The following is a 16,633-nucleotide window of genomic DNA, read 5'->3' as shown; positions in this document are numbered from 1 at the left end:
GTTTGCTGTCCTAAAAGTCAAAGCGTCGCAGCGTCGGGCACCCAACAGGTTTCATCTTGGCACTTGATTGCTTTGGCGTCAGATTGTCGATCGGTCCTACCAGAAATCACCCCCGAGTTGACATGACGCTGCATATTCAAACCGACCCCCGGTCAAATCTGATCGGCAGCGCCTGGATGGTCGCCGCAATGGCGCTGTTCGCGCTGGAGGATGCGCTGCTCAAGGCCGCTTCGGCGTCGATCCCGATCTGGCAAGTGCTTGTTCTCTTCGGTGCGGGTGGTGCTGTGATCTATGCAGCGGTTGCCATGATACGTGGCACGCGTCTGTTCCAGCCCGACGTACTGTCGCGCCCGATGAAAGTACGTGTGGTCTTCGAGATCCTTGGACGGTTGTTCTATGTATTGGCGATCGCGCTAACGCCTCTGTCCTCGGCTACGGTGATCCTGCAGGCTACGCCGCTGGTCGTCGTCGCAGGGGCGGCGTTGTTCTTTGGCGAATCCGTCGGCTGGCGGCGATGGAGCGCCATTCTGATCGGTCTTGTTGGCGTTGTGATCATCATCCAACCGACCGGAGACAGCTTCTCGGCCCTGTCAATCCTTGCCGTGCTGGGGATGCTGGGCTTTGCGGGGCGCGATTTGGCGAGCCGCGCCGCGCCCGCTACACTGGGCACCGAGGTTCTGGGGTTCTATGGCTTCCTCTGCATCATTGTCGCGGGTTTGGCTTATCGATTCTGGGAAGGAACACCGCTACAAACCCTGACGCCACATGTCAGCCTGCACATGGGCGGGGCGATCGTGATGGGGGTCATGGCCTATGCCGCGCTGATGAAGGCAATGCGCACCGGCGAGGTCTCATCTGTGACGCCGTTTCGCTATTCGCGGCTTCTGTTCGGTATCGGCTTGGGCGTGGTGATGTTTGGCGAGCAATTGGATCAGACCATGTGGATCGGTTGCGCCCTCATCGTGGCTTCGGGCCTCTATATTCTTTGGCGAGGGCGAAAGACCTAGCCCTTGTCGTGGAAGAAGTCATAAACCTTCTGCGCCAGCCCGGCTGAAATCCCCTCGACCGCTTTCAGATCCGCCAAATTGGCGCGGCTCACGGCTTTTGCGCTGCCGAAATGAGCCAGCAGGGCGCGTTTGCGCGCGGCCCCGACGCCGGGGATTTCGTCCAGTGGCGTTGCACCAACCGCCTTGGCGCGTTTCGCGCGATGGGTGCCGATAGCAAAGCGGTGCGCCTCATCCCGCAAGCGCTGGATGAAGTACAATACGGGATCGTTACGTTTCAGCGCAAAAGGGCGCTGCCCGATGCGGTGAAACTCTTCCTTGCCGTGATCTCGATCGACACCCTTGGCGACACCGACCATCGGGATGTCCTCGACCCCATGCTGGGCCATGATCTCGTGCACGGCGCTCACCTGCCCCGCGCCGCCGTCGATCAGCAGCAGATCGGGCCAATGCCCCTTGTCGCGATCCGGGTCTTCCTTTTGCAGGCGTGCGAAACGGCGGGTCAGGACCTCTTTCATCATGCCGAAGTCATCGCCGGGGGTCAGGTCGTCGCCGCGGATGTTGAACTTGCGATAGGCGTTTTTCATGTACCCCTCTGGGCCCGCGACGATCATGCCACCCACGGCGTTGGTGCCTTGAATGTGAGAGTTGTCGTAAACTTCGATTCGGTTCGGCGGCGCGTCCAGATCAAAGGCCTCGGCCACTCCGCGTAGCAATTTGGCCTGCGTGGCACTTTCCGACATCCGCCGGGCCAACGATTCACGAGCGTTGCGCAAGGCACCGGCGATCAGTTCCTGCTTTTCACCGCGCTGGGGCACCAGGATTTCCACCTTGCGTCCAGCTTTTTCCGACAATGCCTCCTGCATCAGATCGGCATTCTCGATTGCATCAGACAGGATCAACTGCCGGGGTGGTTCCTTATTGTCGTAGAATTGGCCCAGAAACGCTTCCATCGCCTCAGCCTGTGACACATCCGGGCCGACGCGCGGATAGAAATCGCGGTTACCCCAGTTCTGGTTGGCCCGGATGAAAAACACCTGAACGCAGGCTTGACCGCTGTCCATGTAGAGGCCAATGACGTCAGCCTCGGCCACGCCGCGGGGATTGATGCCCTGAGACGTCTGCACCTGCGTCAGCGCCCGGATACGGTCGCGCAAACCGGCGGCGCGTTCGAACTCCATCGCCTCGGAGGCAGCCATCATCTGCGCGGCGAGATCTTCCTGCACTTTGGTAGATCGGCCTGACAGGAACCTTTCGGCATCCTTAACGCTTTCACGATAGTCGGCTTCCGAGATCAGTTCGACGCACGGTCCAGAACATCGCTTGATCTGATAGAGCAAACACGGCCGGGTCCGGCTATCGAACATGGAATCCGAACAGTTCCGCAGCAGGAACGCCTTTTGCAGCTGGTTCAGCGTCCTGTTCACCGCGCCTGCACTGGCGAAGGGGCCGAAATAAGCCCCCTTTTCTTTCTTCGCCCCTCGGTGCTTTTTGATCTGCGGAAAGGCATGATCCTTGGCGACCAGAATATTCGGGAAGCTTTTGTCATCCCGCAACAATACGTTGTATTTGGGCTTGAGCTGCTTGATCAGGTTCTGTTCCAGCAGCAGCGCCTCGGTCTCGGTCCGAGTGGTCAGAAACATCATCGAGGCAGTTGCGGCGATCATTTTCTCGATCCGACCCGAGTGCCCCGGGCGCGTGTAGTTCGATACCCGCGCCTTCAGGTTTCGCGCTTTACCTACGTAAAGAACTCGGCTGTCCCCATCCAACATCCGATACACACCCGGCGAGCTGTCCAGCGTTTTCACATAACGCTGAATGCAGGCATAGCCGTTGGCTTGGGTCGACGATTCGGGATCGGTGCTGGCGGTCATGAGTCTGAGATATGATTCTCTGACCATGGCTGCAATCTTGTGCGCTTCAGATCAAGAGAAAACAAATCCACGACTTCTGTGGATAACTGTGCAGATAACTTTAGGGGCATCGTGATTTTCCCTTGAATCCTTGCCTATTCGTTGATCTGCACAAAAAATAGGCAGGAAATTATGCTGTTGTTTTTAAACGATAAATTTGTTGATCTGAGACAAGTGTATGAAAATTAAGACATTTTTGTAACGTTCAGATAACAGGAACGAGAGCAGTGCAAAACTTGCAGCAGATTTACTTATTCTACACCAAGAACATCGGGTGTTTGCCAACCCAAATGTTGCCCACCATCGACGCAAAGAAGCTGCCCCGTAACGGCATGTGCATCCAGAAAGTATCCCAGCGCAGCAGTAATATCCGACGGGTTCGCGCCGCGCTCCAGAATCGTGTTCTGCCGCTGAGCGCTAAAATGAGCATCACTTTGGCGATGACCCTGCAGCGTTGGACCAGGGCCGATCGCGTTCACACGGATTGCGGGTGTCAGAGCCTGCGCTGCAGTCCGGGTCAAGGCCCACAACCCCATCTTGGCAATCGTGTATGACATGAACTCAGGCGTCAGTTTACGCACCCGCATATCCACCATGTTCACGATCAGCCCAATCGCCAGAGGCTCTCCCTGATCATCAAGCTCCGGCTGCAACCCCTGCTCGGCCATGGCTTGGGTCAGTACGAATGGTGCGCGCAGGTTGCTGTCGAGATGCCGATCCCAGCTTTGGCGGGTAGCTGTGTGGATATTGTCATACTCAAATATCGATGCATTGTTGACCAGACAGGTGATCGGACCACCCAGCGCCTCAGCTGCACGCGGCAGCAATGAGCTGACTTGCCCCTCATCAAGCAGATCGGCCTGCAGCGCAACTGACTTTCGGCCCAGCGCCTGAACCTCATCAACCGTTTCACGCGCAGCCTGATCCGAACTGGAATAGTGCACAGCGACATCCATGCCGCGCTGCGCCAAATACAGCGCCATGGCACGACCAAGGCGTTTACCGGCACCGGTCACCAATGCTCGGGTCATGGGCTCATTCTCCTCGTCAGGTCAGGCTAACAGGCTTGCAACATAGATCACATAGAGCGCTGTCAAGATCAGGCCCCAGACGCGTGTGATATCTTTCTTGAAGAACACAAAAGGAACCAACAACAGCGACGCGCCGAGCATCACCCACAGATCGAAACGCAGGAATTCAGGATCGACGGGAATACGCCCAAACAAGGTCGTAATGCCGACAATGGCCAGCAGATTGAACATGTTCGATCCGATGACGTTACCCAGTGCCACATCCGCTTGTCGCCTCAGGGCAGCCATGACGGTTGTCGACAGTTCCGGCAGGGACGTACCCACCGCGATCAGCGTAAGGCCGATCACTGTTTCGCTCACACCATAGTTCCGGGCAATGACGGTCGCATTTTCGACCAGCAGATGCGCACCCATTGGCAGGCCGATCAAGCCGAGGATCAGGTAGATCGCCACCTTCCAATAGGGCATGTCAGGATCTGCTTCCTCAAGACCCTCAAGCTCGTCCTCATCGGCACAAGCTTCACCACAGGCTTTACGGTGCGCATGTGCTTCGCGAAACGCGTTGCCGAGGATCAGAGCCAACGCAGCCAGCAAAATTGCCCCGCTGAGCAGATTAAAGACCCCGCAAAAAGCCAACCCGATAAATAACACCGACGCCAGAAGCATGAAGATGTAGTTCTTGCGGCTGTCGCACTCGCTTGTGTGCAAGGTCGCCAGAAGCGCGGGCAATCCCAGAACCAGCAAGATATTCGCTGTATTCGAGCCCACCACGTTACCCAACGCAATGCCCGGCGCGTTTTCCTTGATGGCGCTGATTGCAATCAGCAGCTCAGGGGCCGAAGTTCCGAATGCAACTATTGTCAGGCTGACGATCAGGGCGGGAACCCCCAACCGCAGGCTGAGGTTCACGGCCCCTCGCACCAGCGCGTCACCTGCCAACAACAGGATCAGCAGCCCGAGGCCGGAGAACAGCCATGCCGTCATCCACGGCCTCCTTCTTCGCAAGGACACGGGCCTTTGCCGATCCTGAACCGCCCACAACGCGGACATTTCGCAGAACTCAATCGTTTCTGTCCAGGAAAGCGTAGCTTGCCGAACATCGCCAGAACGCCCATGGCGATCAGGAACAAGGTGACTGCTTTGATGATCACTCTACAACCCGAAACGCGCGTAGGCAGCGCGCTCCTCAATACCGGCAATGGCATCCTGCGCCAGCGTCGCGCCGAAGCGCGACCAGATCGGTTTGCGCAGGCCATAGCGGCGGAACCTGACTTTGTCGCCAAACTTCTCCTGCATCTTGGGCTTCAGATGGGCAATACCATCGATCAGGCCCAGCTGTTGCGCGCGACGGGCCAGCCAGACCTCGCCGTTGAACAGATCAGCGCTGCTGTCCAGCTTGCCGTCCCGGCGAGATTTCACATGGGTTATGAAATTCTCGTGGATATCGCCCAGCAGCACTTTGAGCCGTGCAATGTCTTCTTTCTTTTCCGGAGCAAACGGGTCGAGCATTGATTTCGACTGACCCGCAGTATGTACGCGCCGTTCAAAGCCCTGACGTGCCAGAAAAACATGCGCGCCAAATCCCGACGATATCACGCCGATCGACCCCAGAACCGAACTGTCATCGGCCCAAATCTCATCCGCTGAAACCGCCAACCAATATCCACCCGAAGCCGCCACGTCTTCGACGAAAGCGTAAACAGGGATCTTAAGCTCTTCCGCCAGTCGCTGGATACGCGCACCGATCAATGAGCTTTGAACGGGGGAGCCGCCCGGCGAATTGATCTCCAGCGCGACCGCAGCGGGCTTGCCCTTGCGAAAGGCTTTCTCCAACACCGGTGCCAGAGCGGTCGCGTTCATCGACCCTCGCCCGGCCATTCCAATGGCACCGGACAGGCGAACAACGGCCACAAGTGGCGGCTTTTTCATGAAGGGCAGGCTGAGTTTCATGGAAGCCGATGTAGAGCGCGCCGGAGCCGTAAACAAGAGACCCGAAGCGCCATAAACGCGACGTGAACCAATTTCACACACCTGATGGGCAAAAATGCAACGCCCTAGCTGCGGATGCGCCAACCGGTTTTGAAGATCCAGCCAATGATCGCGAGGCATATTCCGGTGAAGGCCAGTATGGCCAGAAGGCTCCAAAATATCGGGACATCTGCGATACCGTAGAATGACCAGCGGAACCCGGAAATCAGATAAACCACGGGGTTGAACAGAGTGATCGTCTGCCAAAGCGGAGGTAGCATCGAGATCGAGTAAAACGTCCCACCCAGAAAAATCAGGGGCGTCACAACAAGCTGGGGGACAAGCGACATCTGTTCAAAATTACCCGCCCAGATACCCACGATGAAACCCAGCAAGGAAAAGCTGAGGCAGGACAGGATCAGGAAAGCCGCCATAGCAAACGGGTGTTCAATGCGAATGTCCACAAAGAACGTCGCAGTGGCCAGAATGACAAGACCTACAAACAGTGCCTTAGTTGCGGCCGCGCCCACATAGCCAATCACAATCTCGATGAAATTGATGGGGGCTGAAAGTAACTCATAAATCGTACCCAAGAATTTGGGGAAGTAGATGCCAAAGGACGCGTTCGAGATTGATAGCATCACTACGGACAACATGATCAGACCCGGCACAATGAAGGCCCCGTAGGACACGCCTTCGATCTCTTGAATGCGACTGCCGATGGCAGTGCCAAATACCACGAAATAAAGCGAGGTCGACAGGACCGGAGACAAAAAACTCTGCGCCAGTGTGCGAAAGAATCGGGCCATTTCAAACCGGTAGATGGCAGTAATAGCGGACCAGTTCATGCGGGTTCTCCGGACACGAGGTTGACGAAAATCTCTTCAAGGCTCGATTGCCGCGTCTGCACATCACGCAGCACTAAACCGGCCTGTGCAACATCATTGAGAAGAGTGGTGATGCCCGTGCGCTCGGCATTGGTGTCGTAAGTATAGATCAGCGCATCGCCTGCACCGTTGAGCGTCAGTTGATGATCGGACAGAACGTCGGGAACGGATAAAATGGGCTCGGTCAACATGACCTCAATCTGCTTTTTGCCCATCTGCGCCATTAATGTGTCTTTGTCCTGCACGAGCAAAAGCTCACCCTTGTCGATGACACCCACACGGTCGGCGATTGCCTCGGCTTCCTCGATGTAGTGAGTGGTCAGGATGATGGTGACACCAGCCTGCTTCAATTCGGCCACGATCTCCCACATGTCCTTACGTAGCTCGACATCTACGCCGGCGGTGGGTTCATCCAGAAACAGCACCCTTGGCTCATGCGCCAAGGCTTTCGCGATCAGCACACGTCGCTTCATGCCTCCGGATAGTTCCTTGATTGCGTTACGGCGTTTGTCCCATAGGGACAGCTTGCGCAGGATTTCCTCGATCCTAGCGTTGTCTCCGCTATGACCGAACAGCCCGCGCGAAAAGCGGACAGTGTTCCAGACCTTCTCGAACGGTTCCAGCGCGATTTCCTGCGGCACCAGCCCAATCATCTTGCGGGCTGCGCGATACTCGGTCTGGATGTCATGGCCACCTACGGTGACCGAGCCCGAAGTCGGTGTTGTAATACCGCACACAGTCGAGATCAGCGTTGTTTTACCCGCCCCATTGGGTCCCAACAGCGCTAGAATCTCACCTTCTTCAATGTCCAGAGACACACCTTTCAGCGCCTCAAACCCATCGGCATAAGACTTCCGCAAATCCCGGATCGACAATATGGTCGTCATGCGTACCCTCGTTCTGACCCCGCAACCTATCGTGACGGACCATCGTCGAACAGTCCAATTCCGCACAGTGCCATGCGCGTGTGCGCAGGGTTCAGTCTCGTCCTGTCAGGCGACCTAGCCAGCCTGACTTGGTCTCTTCTTCGGCAGCGTCTTCTTGCGGTGGCGGACCTTCGAAATATTCTTGAAGATTGGCGAAAAACTGATCGGCCATCTTCTTGGCAAACCCATCAATCAGGCGGCTGCCCAGCTGAGCCAGTTTGCCACCCACCTTAGCCTCGACCTCGTAGGTCAGAAGGGTGCCACCAGCCTCGCTGGGCGCGAAGGTTACATCTGCGCTTCCCTTGGCAAAGCCTGCGGCGCCCCCCTTGCCCTCACCAGCGATGGTCAGGCGTTCAGGCTCAACCATGTCGGACATGGTCACAGTGCCTTTGAAAGTCGCCTTCACAGGGCCAACCTTTTGCACCACGGTCGCATTATACCCCTCGGTTGGATCGCCGGTAATCTCCTGCGCGCCGCTGATGCAGGCTTTTAATACTTCAGGGTCCAGCAACGCAGCGTAAACGGCGGCAGGCGGCGCCTGAATTTCACGGGTATCGCTTAACTGCATCTCTCAACCTCTTTTTAATCCTACGGCAGACCACAAAGACCTAGCCCTGAAACATCGATGCAGGCAACCAGTTTGCTCAAACCAAGGCACTGGATCGGGATTCTTCGCTTGCATTCGTTCCGCCTAACAGAAACCCTGCGCCGCAGGAGGAAGACATGCTGCACGGCATACGCATCATCGAAATCGAAGGGCTGGGCCCAGCCCCCTTCGCGGCCATGCTGCTGGCGGATATGGGCGCCGATATCATTACCATCCATCGCAAAGGGTCCGCCGTCACTCCGGGTATGCCTGAACGTTCGCTGCTGGATCGCGGCAAACGATCAATTGCGCTGGACCTCAAAGACCCGCAGAACCTTAGCGTTGCAAAACGGCTGATCGCAACGGCTGATGCGCTGATCGAGGGTTTTCGCCCCGGCGTGATGGAAAAGCTGGGGCTGGGGCCGGAAGACTGTCATCACCTGAACCCAAAGCTGGTCTATGGCCGAATGACAGGCTGGGGGCAGCATAGCCCACTTTCTGAGACAGCGGGCCATGATCTCAACTATATTGCCCTTTCAGGGGCTTTATCCTACGCGTCGCCGCCCGGCCAACCGCCTTTGACGCCCGCAACACTAGTCGGGGATATCGGCGGTGGTGCGATGTATCTGGTTGCAGGTCTGCTCGCCGGGCTTTTGAATGCCCGAAGTACAGGCAAAGGCACGGTGGTGGACGCCGCCATCTACGATGGCTCGGCACACATGATGAATTTGCTGATGAGCCTGCGCCAAACCGGCAACCTGTCCGACACCCGGGGTCAAAGCCTGCTTGACGGACCGCATTGGAGCCGAACCTACGCCTGCGCAGATGGCGGCTTCATCTCAGTTCAGTGTCTAGAGCCAAAATTCTATGCTCACTTTCTGGACATCCTCGGGCTCAGCGATGATGCGGAGTTCGCTCAGCAATACGACCAGACCGCTTGGCCCAACCTGACGGAACGGTTGAGCGAAATCTTTGCCAGAAAACCGCGCGACGAATGGGCGGCGCTATTCCAGGGGACAGACGCCTGCGTTGCGCCGGTCCTAAGTCCACAAGAAGCACGAGATCACCCCATGAATTCGGCTCGCCAAACATGGGTCGACCACGACGAAACACGTCAAGCCGCAGCCGCTCCTAGATTCTCAACCTACAACTGGCAACCGCGGCCCAGCCCCAAACGCGGAGAGCATACAAATGAGATTTTGAACGAACTTCCTCCCGCTTCATCTGGCTAAAAATACCTCGGGGGTGAATTGGCCGCAGGCCAAGAGGAGGCTGGCCCCCTCGCCAGGCTTACCGCCCGCGCACCGTATCGATCATCAATTGAACGTTCTCAGGGTCCGCATCTGGCGTAATACCATGACCCAAATTGAAGATATGCGGTCCTTTTGAGAAGGCTTCGACAATCCGCCGCGTCTCATCGACAAGCGCTTGCCCGCCTGTCACCATATGCGATGAAGCCAAATTGCCCTGCACACACCCATCGACTTGCACATTCGCAGCAGCCCATTCGGGCGACACAGAATTGTCCAGCGCGACACAATCCACACCGGTGGCCTTGGCGAAACCGATGTAACCCTGATCCGCTTCGCGTGGGAAACCTATCACGGGAATGCCCGGATGGCGGGCTTTTATGGCGGCAGTAATCTCGCGACAGGGTTCTACGGCGTATTTCTGAAACGCTTCGCCCTTCAATGATCCCGCCCAACTATCAAATATTTTGACAACCTCGGCCCCTGCCTCGATTTGGGCAGACAGGTATTCAGTTGTCGCGGCCGTGATCCGATCCAACAGCGCCTCGAACAGCGCAGTGTTTTCTTCGCGCAGCGCATGGGCTGGCCCCTGATCCGGGGTGCCCCGTCCGGCGATCATGTAGGTCGCCACTGTCCAGGGCGCGCCAGCAAAGCCAATCAAAGTAGTCTCAGAAGGAAGCTCGCGAGAAAGGATGCGCACGGTTTCATACACCGGAGAGAGCGTCTCATGAATTGCATCAACCGGCTTCAGCGCATCAAACTCCGACTGCCGTGTAATTGTCGAAAGGCGAGGACCTTCGCCGGTGACAAACCACAAATCCGCACCCAGCGCCTGCGGCACAAGCAGGATATCAGCAAACAGGATCGCGGCATCAAAGCCGTAGCGGCGAATGGGCTGAAGGGTGACTTCGGCGGCAAGCTCAGGGTTATAGCAAAGAGACAGGAAATCTCCGGCCTGTGCGCGCGTTGCACGATATTCAGGCAAATACCTCCCGGCCTGTCGCATCATCCAGATCGGCGGCACATCCTGCACTTCCCCCGCCAGCGCCCGTAGCAATTTCTTTGTCTCGGCCATTCGTGCCCCCAGTGTTCCGGTTTGGTGCAACGCGTCGGCCCTCAGTGGCAATTTGTCAAGCTCTGCCCCCATTGTCAGGGCAATGTGACGCGACTAAAGCTGTGCACATGAGTCTGATATTGCCTACCCCCGCATCGCCTCTGAAAATCGGCACCCGTGGATCTCCGCTGGCGCTGGCGCAGGCCTATGAAACCCGTCAGAGACTTGGCGCCGCTTTCGAGCTGCCTGAGGACGCGTTTGAGATCGTGGTAATCAAGACCACCGGTGACAACCGCGCCATGATCGACGCGGACCGGCCGTTGAAAGAGATTGGCAACAAGGGTCTGTTCACCAAGGAAATCGAAGAGGCGATGCTGAAAGGTGAGATCGACATCGCCGTACATTCGACCAAGGACATGCCCGTCGAACAGCCTGACGGGCTGGTGCTGGATACATTCCTGCCGCGCGAAGATGTGCGCGACGCGTTTATCTCGCCGACTCTGAGTTCGATTCACGATCTGCCAGAGGGCGCAGTTGTCGGGACTTCATCGTTGCGACGCCGGGCGCAGTTGCTGAATCGGCGACCCGATCTGAAAGTGGTCGAGTTTCGCGGCAATGTTCAGACTCGCCTGAAGAAGCTGGCCGATGGCGTGGCCGATTGTACCTTTTTGGCCATGGCCGGATTGCGCCGCTTGGATATGAAAGACGTCCCCGCGACTGCCATATCACCTGATGACATGCTACCTGCCATTGCGCAGGGCACCATCGGCATTGAACGGCGCAGCGACGATAACCGCACCGCCGAGATGCTGGCGGCGATTCATCATGTCGAAACAAGCCAACGCCTTGCGGCTGAACGCAGCCTGCTGGCCGGGCTGGATGGCTCATGCGAAACACCGATCGCCGGTTTGGCGCAAGTTCAGGATGGCCAACTTGCTTTGCGAGGAGAAGTTCTGCGCCCGGACGGTTCCGAGGCGATCAGCGAAGAAGCCACCGGGGCGCTCGAAGATGGAGCAAAACTGGGTCAGACAATGGCCGCCTCTCTGCTGAAACAGGCCGGACCAGGGTTTTTCGACTGGCGCTAAGAAAAAATTTAAACAATTTCAGGGTAATGTGAACTTCTTCACTGTCTACCCTGCCGAATTCGTTAAATATGGGGATAGAAGGTCGATCTCGAATATATCGAAAGTTTTAGCCCGTGTTGTTTTAGATGGTATTCGAGGGGGCGAGATTGATACTTCCGGCGGGGCGCAGTTGATTTTCAACAGCGCCCCGTTCTCTTTTCCAAAGCATATGGCGAAGTACTTACTCTGCACCTTCGCGCAGACCATGATGATGACTAAACACCGGCCGCGCATGAAGCACTTCTGATCGGAAATCCGCCATGCGCCCCGGTAGCGCGCGATAGAATGATGCCAAACCTGGCTCAACCGCCATCGCATGCTTGGCACATTCCTTGCACAACCCAGCGACTACGGTCTGTGATTCCCGTGCGCGTATCGCCTCTAGTAGACCTATGTGTGCGGTCTGCAGCTTTTGAAACGATGCACTGCCTGCAACTTCTCGATCTCCGACCAGTACATAAACAGGCTCTGGCTCGCTTTTGCCTTTCAAATCCACGAAGCCCGCCTCTAGCAGCGCAAGATCAGAATTGGTGAGACGGCGAATAGAGTCTGAGACCAGAATATCATAATCCACATGTCGGCAGTTTTGTTCGATCCGCGCTGCCACATTCACCACATCTCCGATTACTGTATAATTGAACCGGCGCCGCGAGCCGATATTGCCTACGCAGGCGACTCCAGTTGCGCAGCCTGTCGCCAGAGCGATCGGAGGACGCCCGCGCATGATGGGCAAAGTGTTGAACTTATCTAACGCGCCGCGCATCTTCAGCGCGGCCAAAGCAGCGCGGCACGGGTGATCATCCACGGGCAGCGGTGCATTCCAAAAAGCCATAACCGCATCGCCGATGAACTTGTCGATCGTTCCACGCTCGACCAGAATCTGATCCCCGATCTCTGAGAACAGCGCATTCAGCAAGGCCACCAGATCGGTGGCTGATACAGACTCGGACAATGGCGTGAAGCCCCGAATGTCCGAAAACATCACCGTGATCTCCTGAGATTCACCTCCCAATTGCAGCTGATGCCCGTTGGCCTCCATCTCATCGAGGATTTCCGGTGCGACATAATGCGAGAAAGTCTGGCGGATCACCCGCTTCTCCCGCTCGGTCGAAACAAAGAGGTACCCGGCCAGAAGCCCGAAATTGGCCATACCTCCGGCCAAAGGGAAGGTCGCATCAAACAGAACCGACTGGTTCTGGAACGCCAACCAACTGATGGCAATCACGGCCGATGCGGCCACACCGCCTGCAGCAAAAGAAGCGACCGCCCCATAGTTGGACATGACCACTGTGACAACGACGCCCAGGATCACGAACGCCAGCAGCTCAAGTGCAGAGGTAACATCCGATCTGCTCAGCACATCGCCAAGGATGATCTGTTCGATAATCTGGGCGTGGATCGAAACACCGGGAACAGATTCACCCAGTGCCGTTTCGCGTATATCGAACAAGCCCGCCGCAGAGGTGCCGACCAGAATGATCCGTCCTTCTATCTCTGACTGAAGCGTTGGATCACTACCGCTGCGCATGACATCATCGGCCGACAGATAGAGGCCAGGATTGTCCCGCCTGTAACGCACCCAGATCTCGCCATTCTCGGTGGTCGGCAGCACAAAATCACCCAGACCAACCTCAAGCATGATGCCGATCTCGTCCTGCGATCCTTCGGCAAAATAAACGGATTCGCCCATGGCCACCCGCAGGGCTTCAACCCCAAGCGCAGGTAATACACCGTTGGGCCCGGACCAAAGCACAGGGACCCGTCGCACCACACCCAAACTTCCTTGGGGCGAAACATTAACACCCCCGATCCCGGCCGCTTCTTCCCCCAATGGCGGTGCCAGAGAGGTCCAGTGGGCAACGCTGACAAGGCCAGCTGCGGGGTTCTCTCCGATTTCGACTAACCCCGCCTTCGGTACAATGGCCGAACCGCTATCGGTTTGCCGGGCTGCCACACCCAGAACCACTGGCCATTTCGCAACTTCGTCCCCAAATCTGACGTCATTGTCCAGATCGATCGCGGCCTGATCCACCTGCAATAGTCCGGACAAGGTCGGGTCTTGCAACAGTCGCATCGGAGAGTATCGGTCGGGCTCGGCAAACAGCATATCAAAGGCAATCGCAGCGGCACCGTATTCGCCCAATCGTTCGACCATCTGACCCAACAGGGTACGAGGCCAAGGCCATTGGCCCCATTCTGCCAGAGACCTTTCATCAATATCCACCACGCGGACCGGCAGATCCGGGTTGTAGGCCCGTGGTGAAATCCGCTGCAGGATATCGAAGTAAATCAATCTGGACATTTGAACGGGATACGGATCCGCGACCCTAATGAAGCAGCCCATCAGGATCAGCGCCAAGCCCACAAGCCTGAATACTAATCGATGCCCAATTTTGTCTCTTATCTTACCCACCACGTTCACCTTCCAGGCGCAGGGGAACATGAAAATATATGTAACCTGATGCTACCAACCAGCTATCGCTGAAGCGTTACCTGCCGTCGCCGTTGCCCTGACACCCGATCCACCGATATTTCCACTGGATGCGTTTACGGATGTTCTCGTTTCACCCGAGGCGCTTACACCTGCGCGCGCTGATGTCCCGGAACGCCCTTCGGCGCTGGCTGAGGCCCGGTCTGGCGCTTCGGATCGCCCGCTTTCGCGGGCCGCCGACACCTCAGAACGACCTTGTTCCGTTTGCCGCCGCGCTTCACGCCGCTCTGGCCTTTCAGATTCAATCTTTGGGGCCTGAGCCTGTCTGCCCGAACACCCTTCGGCACTCACCCGAAACGGTGGCAGCAGTTGCGTTTGCGAGCGTATGAAGGGGAAACCACCTTTTAGCGCTTTGTCATACTGCTCCTGATCTATCGGGCGCCCCACCTGACCGCCCGAACCGGTCGCAAAGAGACTGCACTGTCGGCTTGCCGACCGGCACGACCCGCGTCGGCCGCACATCTGAACGGTGCCCTCGATAACCAGCATCGCGCTTTGGCTGCCGGATGTAATCCACATGTCAAATGTCGTTCCCCGCACGGCCATGGTGGCATCGGGCGTTTTGATCGAATAAGCGCGCTTTCTGCTTTTGCCCGAAATGAAACGGAAACTGCCGCCCAGCGCCTGCACGGTGAAGTTTTTTGCCTTCCGATTGCCTCGCAGCATTGAGACATCCAGGACCATTCGCGCGTTCGGACCAACCGCGATCTTGGTTTCATCTACGAACACCAATTGAACCACGCCTGATCTGTCGGTCGAAATAGTATCGCCTGAAACAACATCCATCCCTTCACGCAAGCGTATCTTTTTACCGGCCCGGATAATATCCGCGCCCGGTTTAGCACTGAGCACTTTTCCGATTGATGCGATGGCCGACGCAGGCAGCGTCGCTAGAACCAAGAAAACACAAAACAATTTCAACCAGGCCAAACCCAAGTCCCCTTCCCCCAAAAGGTACCTACCAGGGTGCCAAACACCCCACGCCCGATATCTGTCGCCTCAGAAAGCTAAATCTGAATAGTTATTAGAGCCTTAAAACTAGACAAATATGCGCCAGAACAGGTGGAGTTGGCAAGGTTTTGCATGTTTTTCAGCATTTCGGGGGTTTCGCACCCCTGCTTCCGGTAGCCCCAGCGCTCCTTCTTGTGGGTTTGATCATCGGTATTCAGAAAAATTTTCCAGACATAGAAAATCGCCTTGTATCTGGATGACAGGCAAGGATATACCGGCCAGCGGAGACGTGGCCGAGTGGTCGAAGGCGCTCCCCTGCTAAGGGAGTAGGCGGGAAACCGTCTCGAGGGTTCGAATCCCTTCGTCTCCGCCACCCATACCGGGCATCACCTGCGATGCCTGCCATGGTCTGAACGATCTCATAAAGTCATCCCACTGAATTCACGGCATTTCACGGGCGTTGCACACTACCATTTCTCAAGGCGGATTGGATCGCTCGCATCAACCATTGCACCCTGATGCCGGAGCTTGGTGCGTTGTCTGCAGTACAATTCAGCCCAGGATGTTGGAGGCGGTGAGATGTCTATCTTCGTCGCCCTAGAAAGCTCAATTTGGCAACCTGGCGCAGTCGACACCCGTTACGGATTCAAAAAAAGGCCGTCCCAACTGGGACGGCCTTTCATTCACTGTCTCTCGAAAGAGGTTCAGGCAGCCAGCGCGGCCTGTGCTTTGGCGACGATCGCGCCGAACGCTTCCGGTTCGTGCACAGCCAGGTCAGCCAGAACTTTGCGGTCCACTTCGATACCGGCCAGGTTCAGGCCGTTAATGAAGCGGGAATATGTCAGTGCCTCGTCATGCGAACGGACAGCGGCGTTGATACGCTGGATCCACAGCGCGCGGAAGTTGCGCTTGCGGTTCTTGCGGTCGCGGGTTGCGTACTGGTTGGCCTTGTCTACGGCCTGACGGGCAACCTTGAAGGTGCTCTTGCGGCGGCCATAGTAACCTTTGGCAGCCTTGATGACCTTCTTGTGACGGGCGTGAGTTACGGTTCCACCTTTAACGCGGGACATCTCTTAATCTCCTCTTAGCGGTCGTAGGGCATGTAGCCCTTGACGATCTTGGCGTCGGGGGCGGACAGGGTGGTGTTGCCACGGGCGTCGCGGATGAATTTCTTGGTCCGCTTGATCATGCCGTGCCGTTTGCCGGCCTGGCCAGCAAGGACCTTACCGGTCGCAGTCACCTTAAAGCGCTTTTTGGCGCTCGACTTTGTCTTCATCTTAGGCATTTCCGTCTCCTTTCGGGGTTCGGTTTCAAACGCGACTCGGCATGCCATCTCGGCCGGTCACGCGATCAGAAGCGCCGTTTACGCAAGTTCGGTCATACTGGCAAGGGGGTTTGGGCCAGAATCTGCGCTTTTTGCAGGCTGGCTAGGCACCGGGGCGACGCGC

Annotated in this window: 15 protein-coding genes and 1 tRNA gene; 4 read left to right on the top strand and 12 right to left on the bottom strand. The window is 56.9% G+C overall.

The window, feature by feature from the left end:
- Positions 1–122: 122 nt before the first annotated feature.
- Positions 123–1,007 carry a DMT family transporter gene (locus tag ACR0JG_RS17110; protein WP_480571385.1) on the top strand — a complete coding sequence of 295 codons (885 nt, stop codon included), beginning with the start codon at positions 123–125 and terminating at the stop codon, positions 1,005–1,007.
- On the opposite strand, the gene uvrC is transcribed toward ACR0JG_RS17110, so the two are convergent.
- The 7 genes from uvrC to ACR0JG_RS17075 form a co-directional block, all read right to left on the bottom strand.
- The gene (uvrC, locus tag ACR0JG_RS17105; RefSeq protein WP_480571383.1) at positions 1,004–2,878 is read right to left on the bottom strand and encodes an excinuclease ABC subunit UvrC; all 1,875 of its coding nucleotides are present in this window, start codon (positions 2,876–2,878) and stop codon (positions 1,004–1,006) included. The genes ACR0JG_RS17110 and uvrC overlap by 4 nt on opposite strands.
- A gap of 290 nt (positions 2,879–3,168) precedes the next feature.
- Positions 3,169–3,948: an SDR family oxidoreductase gene (locus ACR0JG_RS17100; RefSeq protein WP_170423603.1), complete on the bottom strand. Its 780-nt coding sequence runs from the start codon at positions 3,946–3,948 to the stop codon at positions 3,169–3,171.
- 21 nt (positions 3,949–3,969) lie between these two features.
- Positions 3,970–4,932 carry a calcium/sodium antiporter gene (locus ACR0JG_RS17095; protein ID WP_170395605.1) on the bottom strand — a complete coding sequence of 321 codons (963 nt, stop codon included), beginning with the start codon at positions 4,930–4,932 and terminating at the stop codon, positions 3,970–3,972.
- Between the two features lie 168 nt (positions 4,933–5,100).
- Entirely contained in the window at positions 5,101–5,898 is a 798-nt protein-coding gene (locus ACR0JG_RS17090) for a S49 family peptidase (RefSeq protein ID WP_170423599.1), read from the bottom strand.
- Positions 5,899–6,002: 104 nt separating this feature from the next.
- On the bottom strand, positions 6,003–6,764 hold the full coding sequence (locus tag ACR0JG_RS17085; RefSeq protein WP_170395601.1) for an ABC transporter permease: 762 nt from the start codon (positions 6,762–6,764) through the stop codon (positions 6,003–6,005).
- Complete coding sequence (locus tag ACR0JG_RS17080) at positions 6,761–7,690, bottom strand: ABC transporter ATP-binding protein (RefSeq protein WP_170395599.1); 930 nt, start codon at positions 7,688–7,690, stop codon at positions 6,761–6,763. Before ACR0JG_RS17080 ends, ACR0JG_RS17085 begins: the two co-directional genes overlap by 4 nt.
- 91 nt (positions 7,691–7,781) lie before the next feature.
- A complete protein-coding gene (locus tag ACR0JG_RS17075; protein ID WP_170423597.1) occupies positions 7,782–8,297 on the bottom strand; it encodes an SRPBCC family protein in 516 nt (171 codons plus the stop codon).
- Between the two features lie 155 nt (positions 8,298–8,452).
- Here ACR0JG_RS17075 and ACR0JG_RS17070 point away from each other — a divergent pair, with 155 nt between their 5' ends.
- On the top strand, positions 8,453–9,547 hold the full coding sequence (locus ACR0JG_RS17070) for a CaiB/BaiF CoA transferase family protein (protein ID WP_480571380.1): 1,095 nt from the start codon (positions 8,453–8,455) through the stop codon (positions 9,545–9,547).
- A gap of 58 nt (positions 9,548–9,605) precedes the next feature.
- On the opposite strand, the gene hemE is transcribed toward ACR0JG_RS17070, so the two are convergent.
- A complete protein-coding gene (gene hemE, locus ACR0JG_RS17065) occupies positions 9,606–10,640 on the bottom strand; it encodes a uroporphyrinogen decarboxylase (RefSeq protein WP_480571377.1) in 1,035 nt (344 codons plus the stop codon).
- 107 nt (positions 10,641–10,747) lie between these two features.
- Between hemE and hemC the strand changes: the two genes are divergently transcribed.
- Entirely contained in the window at positions 10,748–11,704 is a 957-nt protein-coding gene (gene hemC / locus ACR0JG_RS17060) for a hydroxymethylbilane synthase (protein WP_480571374.1), read from the top strand.
- Between the two features lie 220 nt (positions 11,705–11,924).
- Here hemC and ACR0JG_RS17055 read toward each other — a convergent pair whose 3' ends face one another.
- Both ACR0JG_RS17055 and ACR0JG_RS17050 read right to left on the bottom strand, forming a co-directional pair.
- Positions 11,925–14,186, bottom strand: a complete 2,262-nt coding sequence (locus ACR0JG_RS17055) for a CHASE2 domain-containing protein (RefSeq protein WP_480571371.1) — start codon at positions 14,184–14,186, stop codon at positions 11,925–11,927.
- A gap of 21 nt (positions 14,187–14,207) precedes the next feature.
- Positions 14,208–15,134: a FecR family protein gene (locus ACR0JG_RS17050; protein ID WP_480571368.1), complete on the bottom strand. Its 927-nt coding sequence runs from the start codon at positions 15,132–15,134 to the stop codon at positions 14,208–14,210.
- A gap of 334 nt (positions 15,135–15,468) precedes the next feature.
- On the opposite strand from ACR0JG_RS17050, the gene ACR0JG_RS17045 reads away from it, so the two are divergent.
- Positions 15,469–15,558, top strand: a tRNA-Ser gene (locus ACR0JG_RS17045).
- A 331-nt stretch (positions 15,559–15,889) separates the two neighbouring features.
- Here the strand turns inward: ACR0JG_RS17045 and rplT are convergent.
- Entirely contained in the window at positions 15,890–16,255 is a 366-nt protein-coding gene (gene rplT / locus ACR0JG_RS17040; RefSeq protein WP_008756009.1) for a 50S ribosomal protein L20, read from the bottom strand.
- 14 nt (positions 16,256–16,269) lie between these two features.
- The gene (gene rpmI, locus ACR0JG_RS17035; protein ID WP_010443552.1) at positions 16,270–16,470 is read right to left on the bottom strand and encodes a 50S ribosomal protein L35; all 201 of its coding nucleotides are present in this window, start codon (positions 16,468–16,470) and stop codon (positions 16,270–16,272) included.
- Between the last annotated feature and the right edge of the window lie 163 nt (positions 16,471–16,633).

This window comes from Ruegeria sp. AD5, from assembly GCF_056542345.1.
This window is presented reverse-complemented; position numbering and strand designations above follow the sequence as displayed.

What these genes read in the sequence shown, in the direction of transcription:
- ACR0JG_RS17110 (WP_480571385.1), top strand. Translation starts at nt 123, where the DNA reads ATGACGCTGCATATTCAAACCGACCCCCGGTCAAATCTGATCGGCAGC.
- uvrC (WP_480571383.1), bottom strand. Translation starts at nt 2,878, where the DNA reads ATGACCGCCAGCACCGATCCCGAATCGTCGACCCAAGCCAACGGCTAT.
- ACR0JG_RS17100 (WP_170423603.1), bottom strand. Translation starts at nt 3,948, where the DNA reads ATGACCCGAGCATTGGTGACCGGTGCCGGTAAACGCCTTGGTCGTGCC.
- ACR0JG_RS17095 (WP_170395605.1), bottom strand. Translation starts at nt 4,932, where the DNA reads ATGACGGCATGGCTGTTCTCCGGCCTCGGGCTGCTGATCCTGTTGTTG.
- ACR0JG_RS17090 (WP_170423599.1), bottom strand. Translation starts at nt 5,898, where the DNA reads ATGAAACTCAGCCTGCCCTTCATGAAAAAGCCGCCACTTGTGGCCGTT.
- ACR0JG_RS17085 (WP_170395601.1), bottom strand. Translation starts at nt 6,764, where the DNA reads ATGAACTGGTCCGCTATTACTGCCATCTACCGGTTTGAAATGGCCCGA.
- ACR0JG_RS17080 (WP_170395599.1), bottom strand. Translation starts at nt 7,690, where the DNA reads ATGACGACCATATTGTCGATCCGGGATTTGCGGAAGTCTTATGCCGAT.
- ACR0JG_RS17075 (WP_170423597.1), bottom strand. Translation starts at nt 8,297, where the DNA reads ATGCAGTTAAGCGATACCCGTGAAATTCAGGCGCCGCCTGCCGCCGTT.
- ACR0JG_RS17070 (WP_480571380.1), top strand. Translation starts at nt 8,453, where the DNA reads ATGCTGCACGGCATACGCATCATCGAAATCGAAGGGCTGGGCCCAGCC.
- hemE (WP_480571377.1), bottom strand. Translation starts at nt 10,640, where the DNA reads ATGGCCGAGACAAAGAAATTGCTACGGGCGCTGGCGGGGGAAGTGCAG.
- hemC (WP_480571374.1), top strand. Translation starts at nt 10,748, where the DNA reads ATGAGTCTGATATTGCCTACCCCCGCATCGCCTCTGAAAATCGGCACC.
- ACR0JG_RS17055 (WP_480571371.1), bottom strand. Translation starts at nt 14,186, where the DNA reads ATGTTCCCCTGCGCCTGGAAGGTGAACGTGGTGGGTAAGATAAGAGAC.
- rplT (WP_008756009.1), bottom strand. Translation starts at nt 16,255, where the DNA reads ATGTCCCGCGTTAAAGGTGGAACCGTAACTCACGCCCGTCACAAGAAG.
- rpmI (WP_010443552.1), bottom strand. Translation starts at nt 16,470, where the DNA reads ATGCCTAAGATGAAGACAAAGTCGAGCGCCAAAAAGCGCTTTAAGGTG.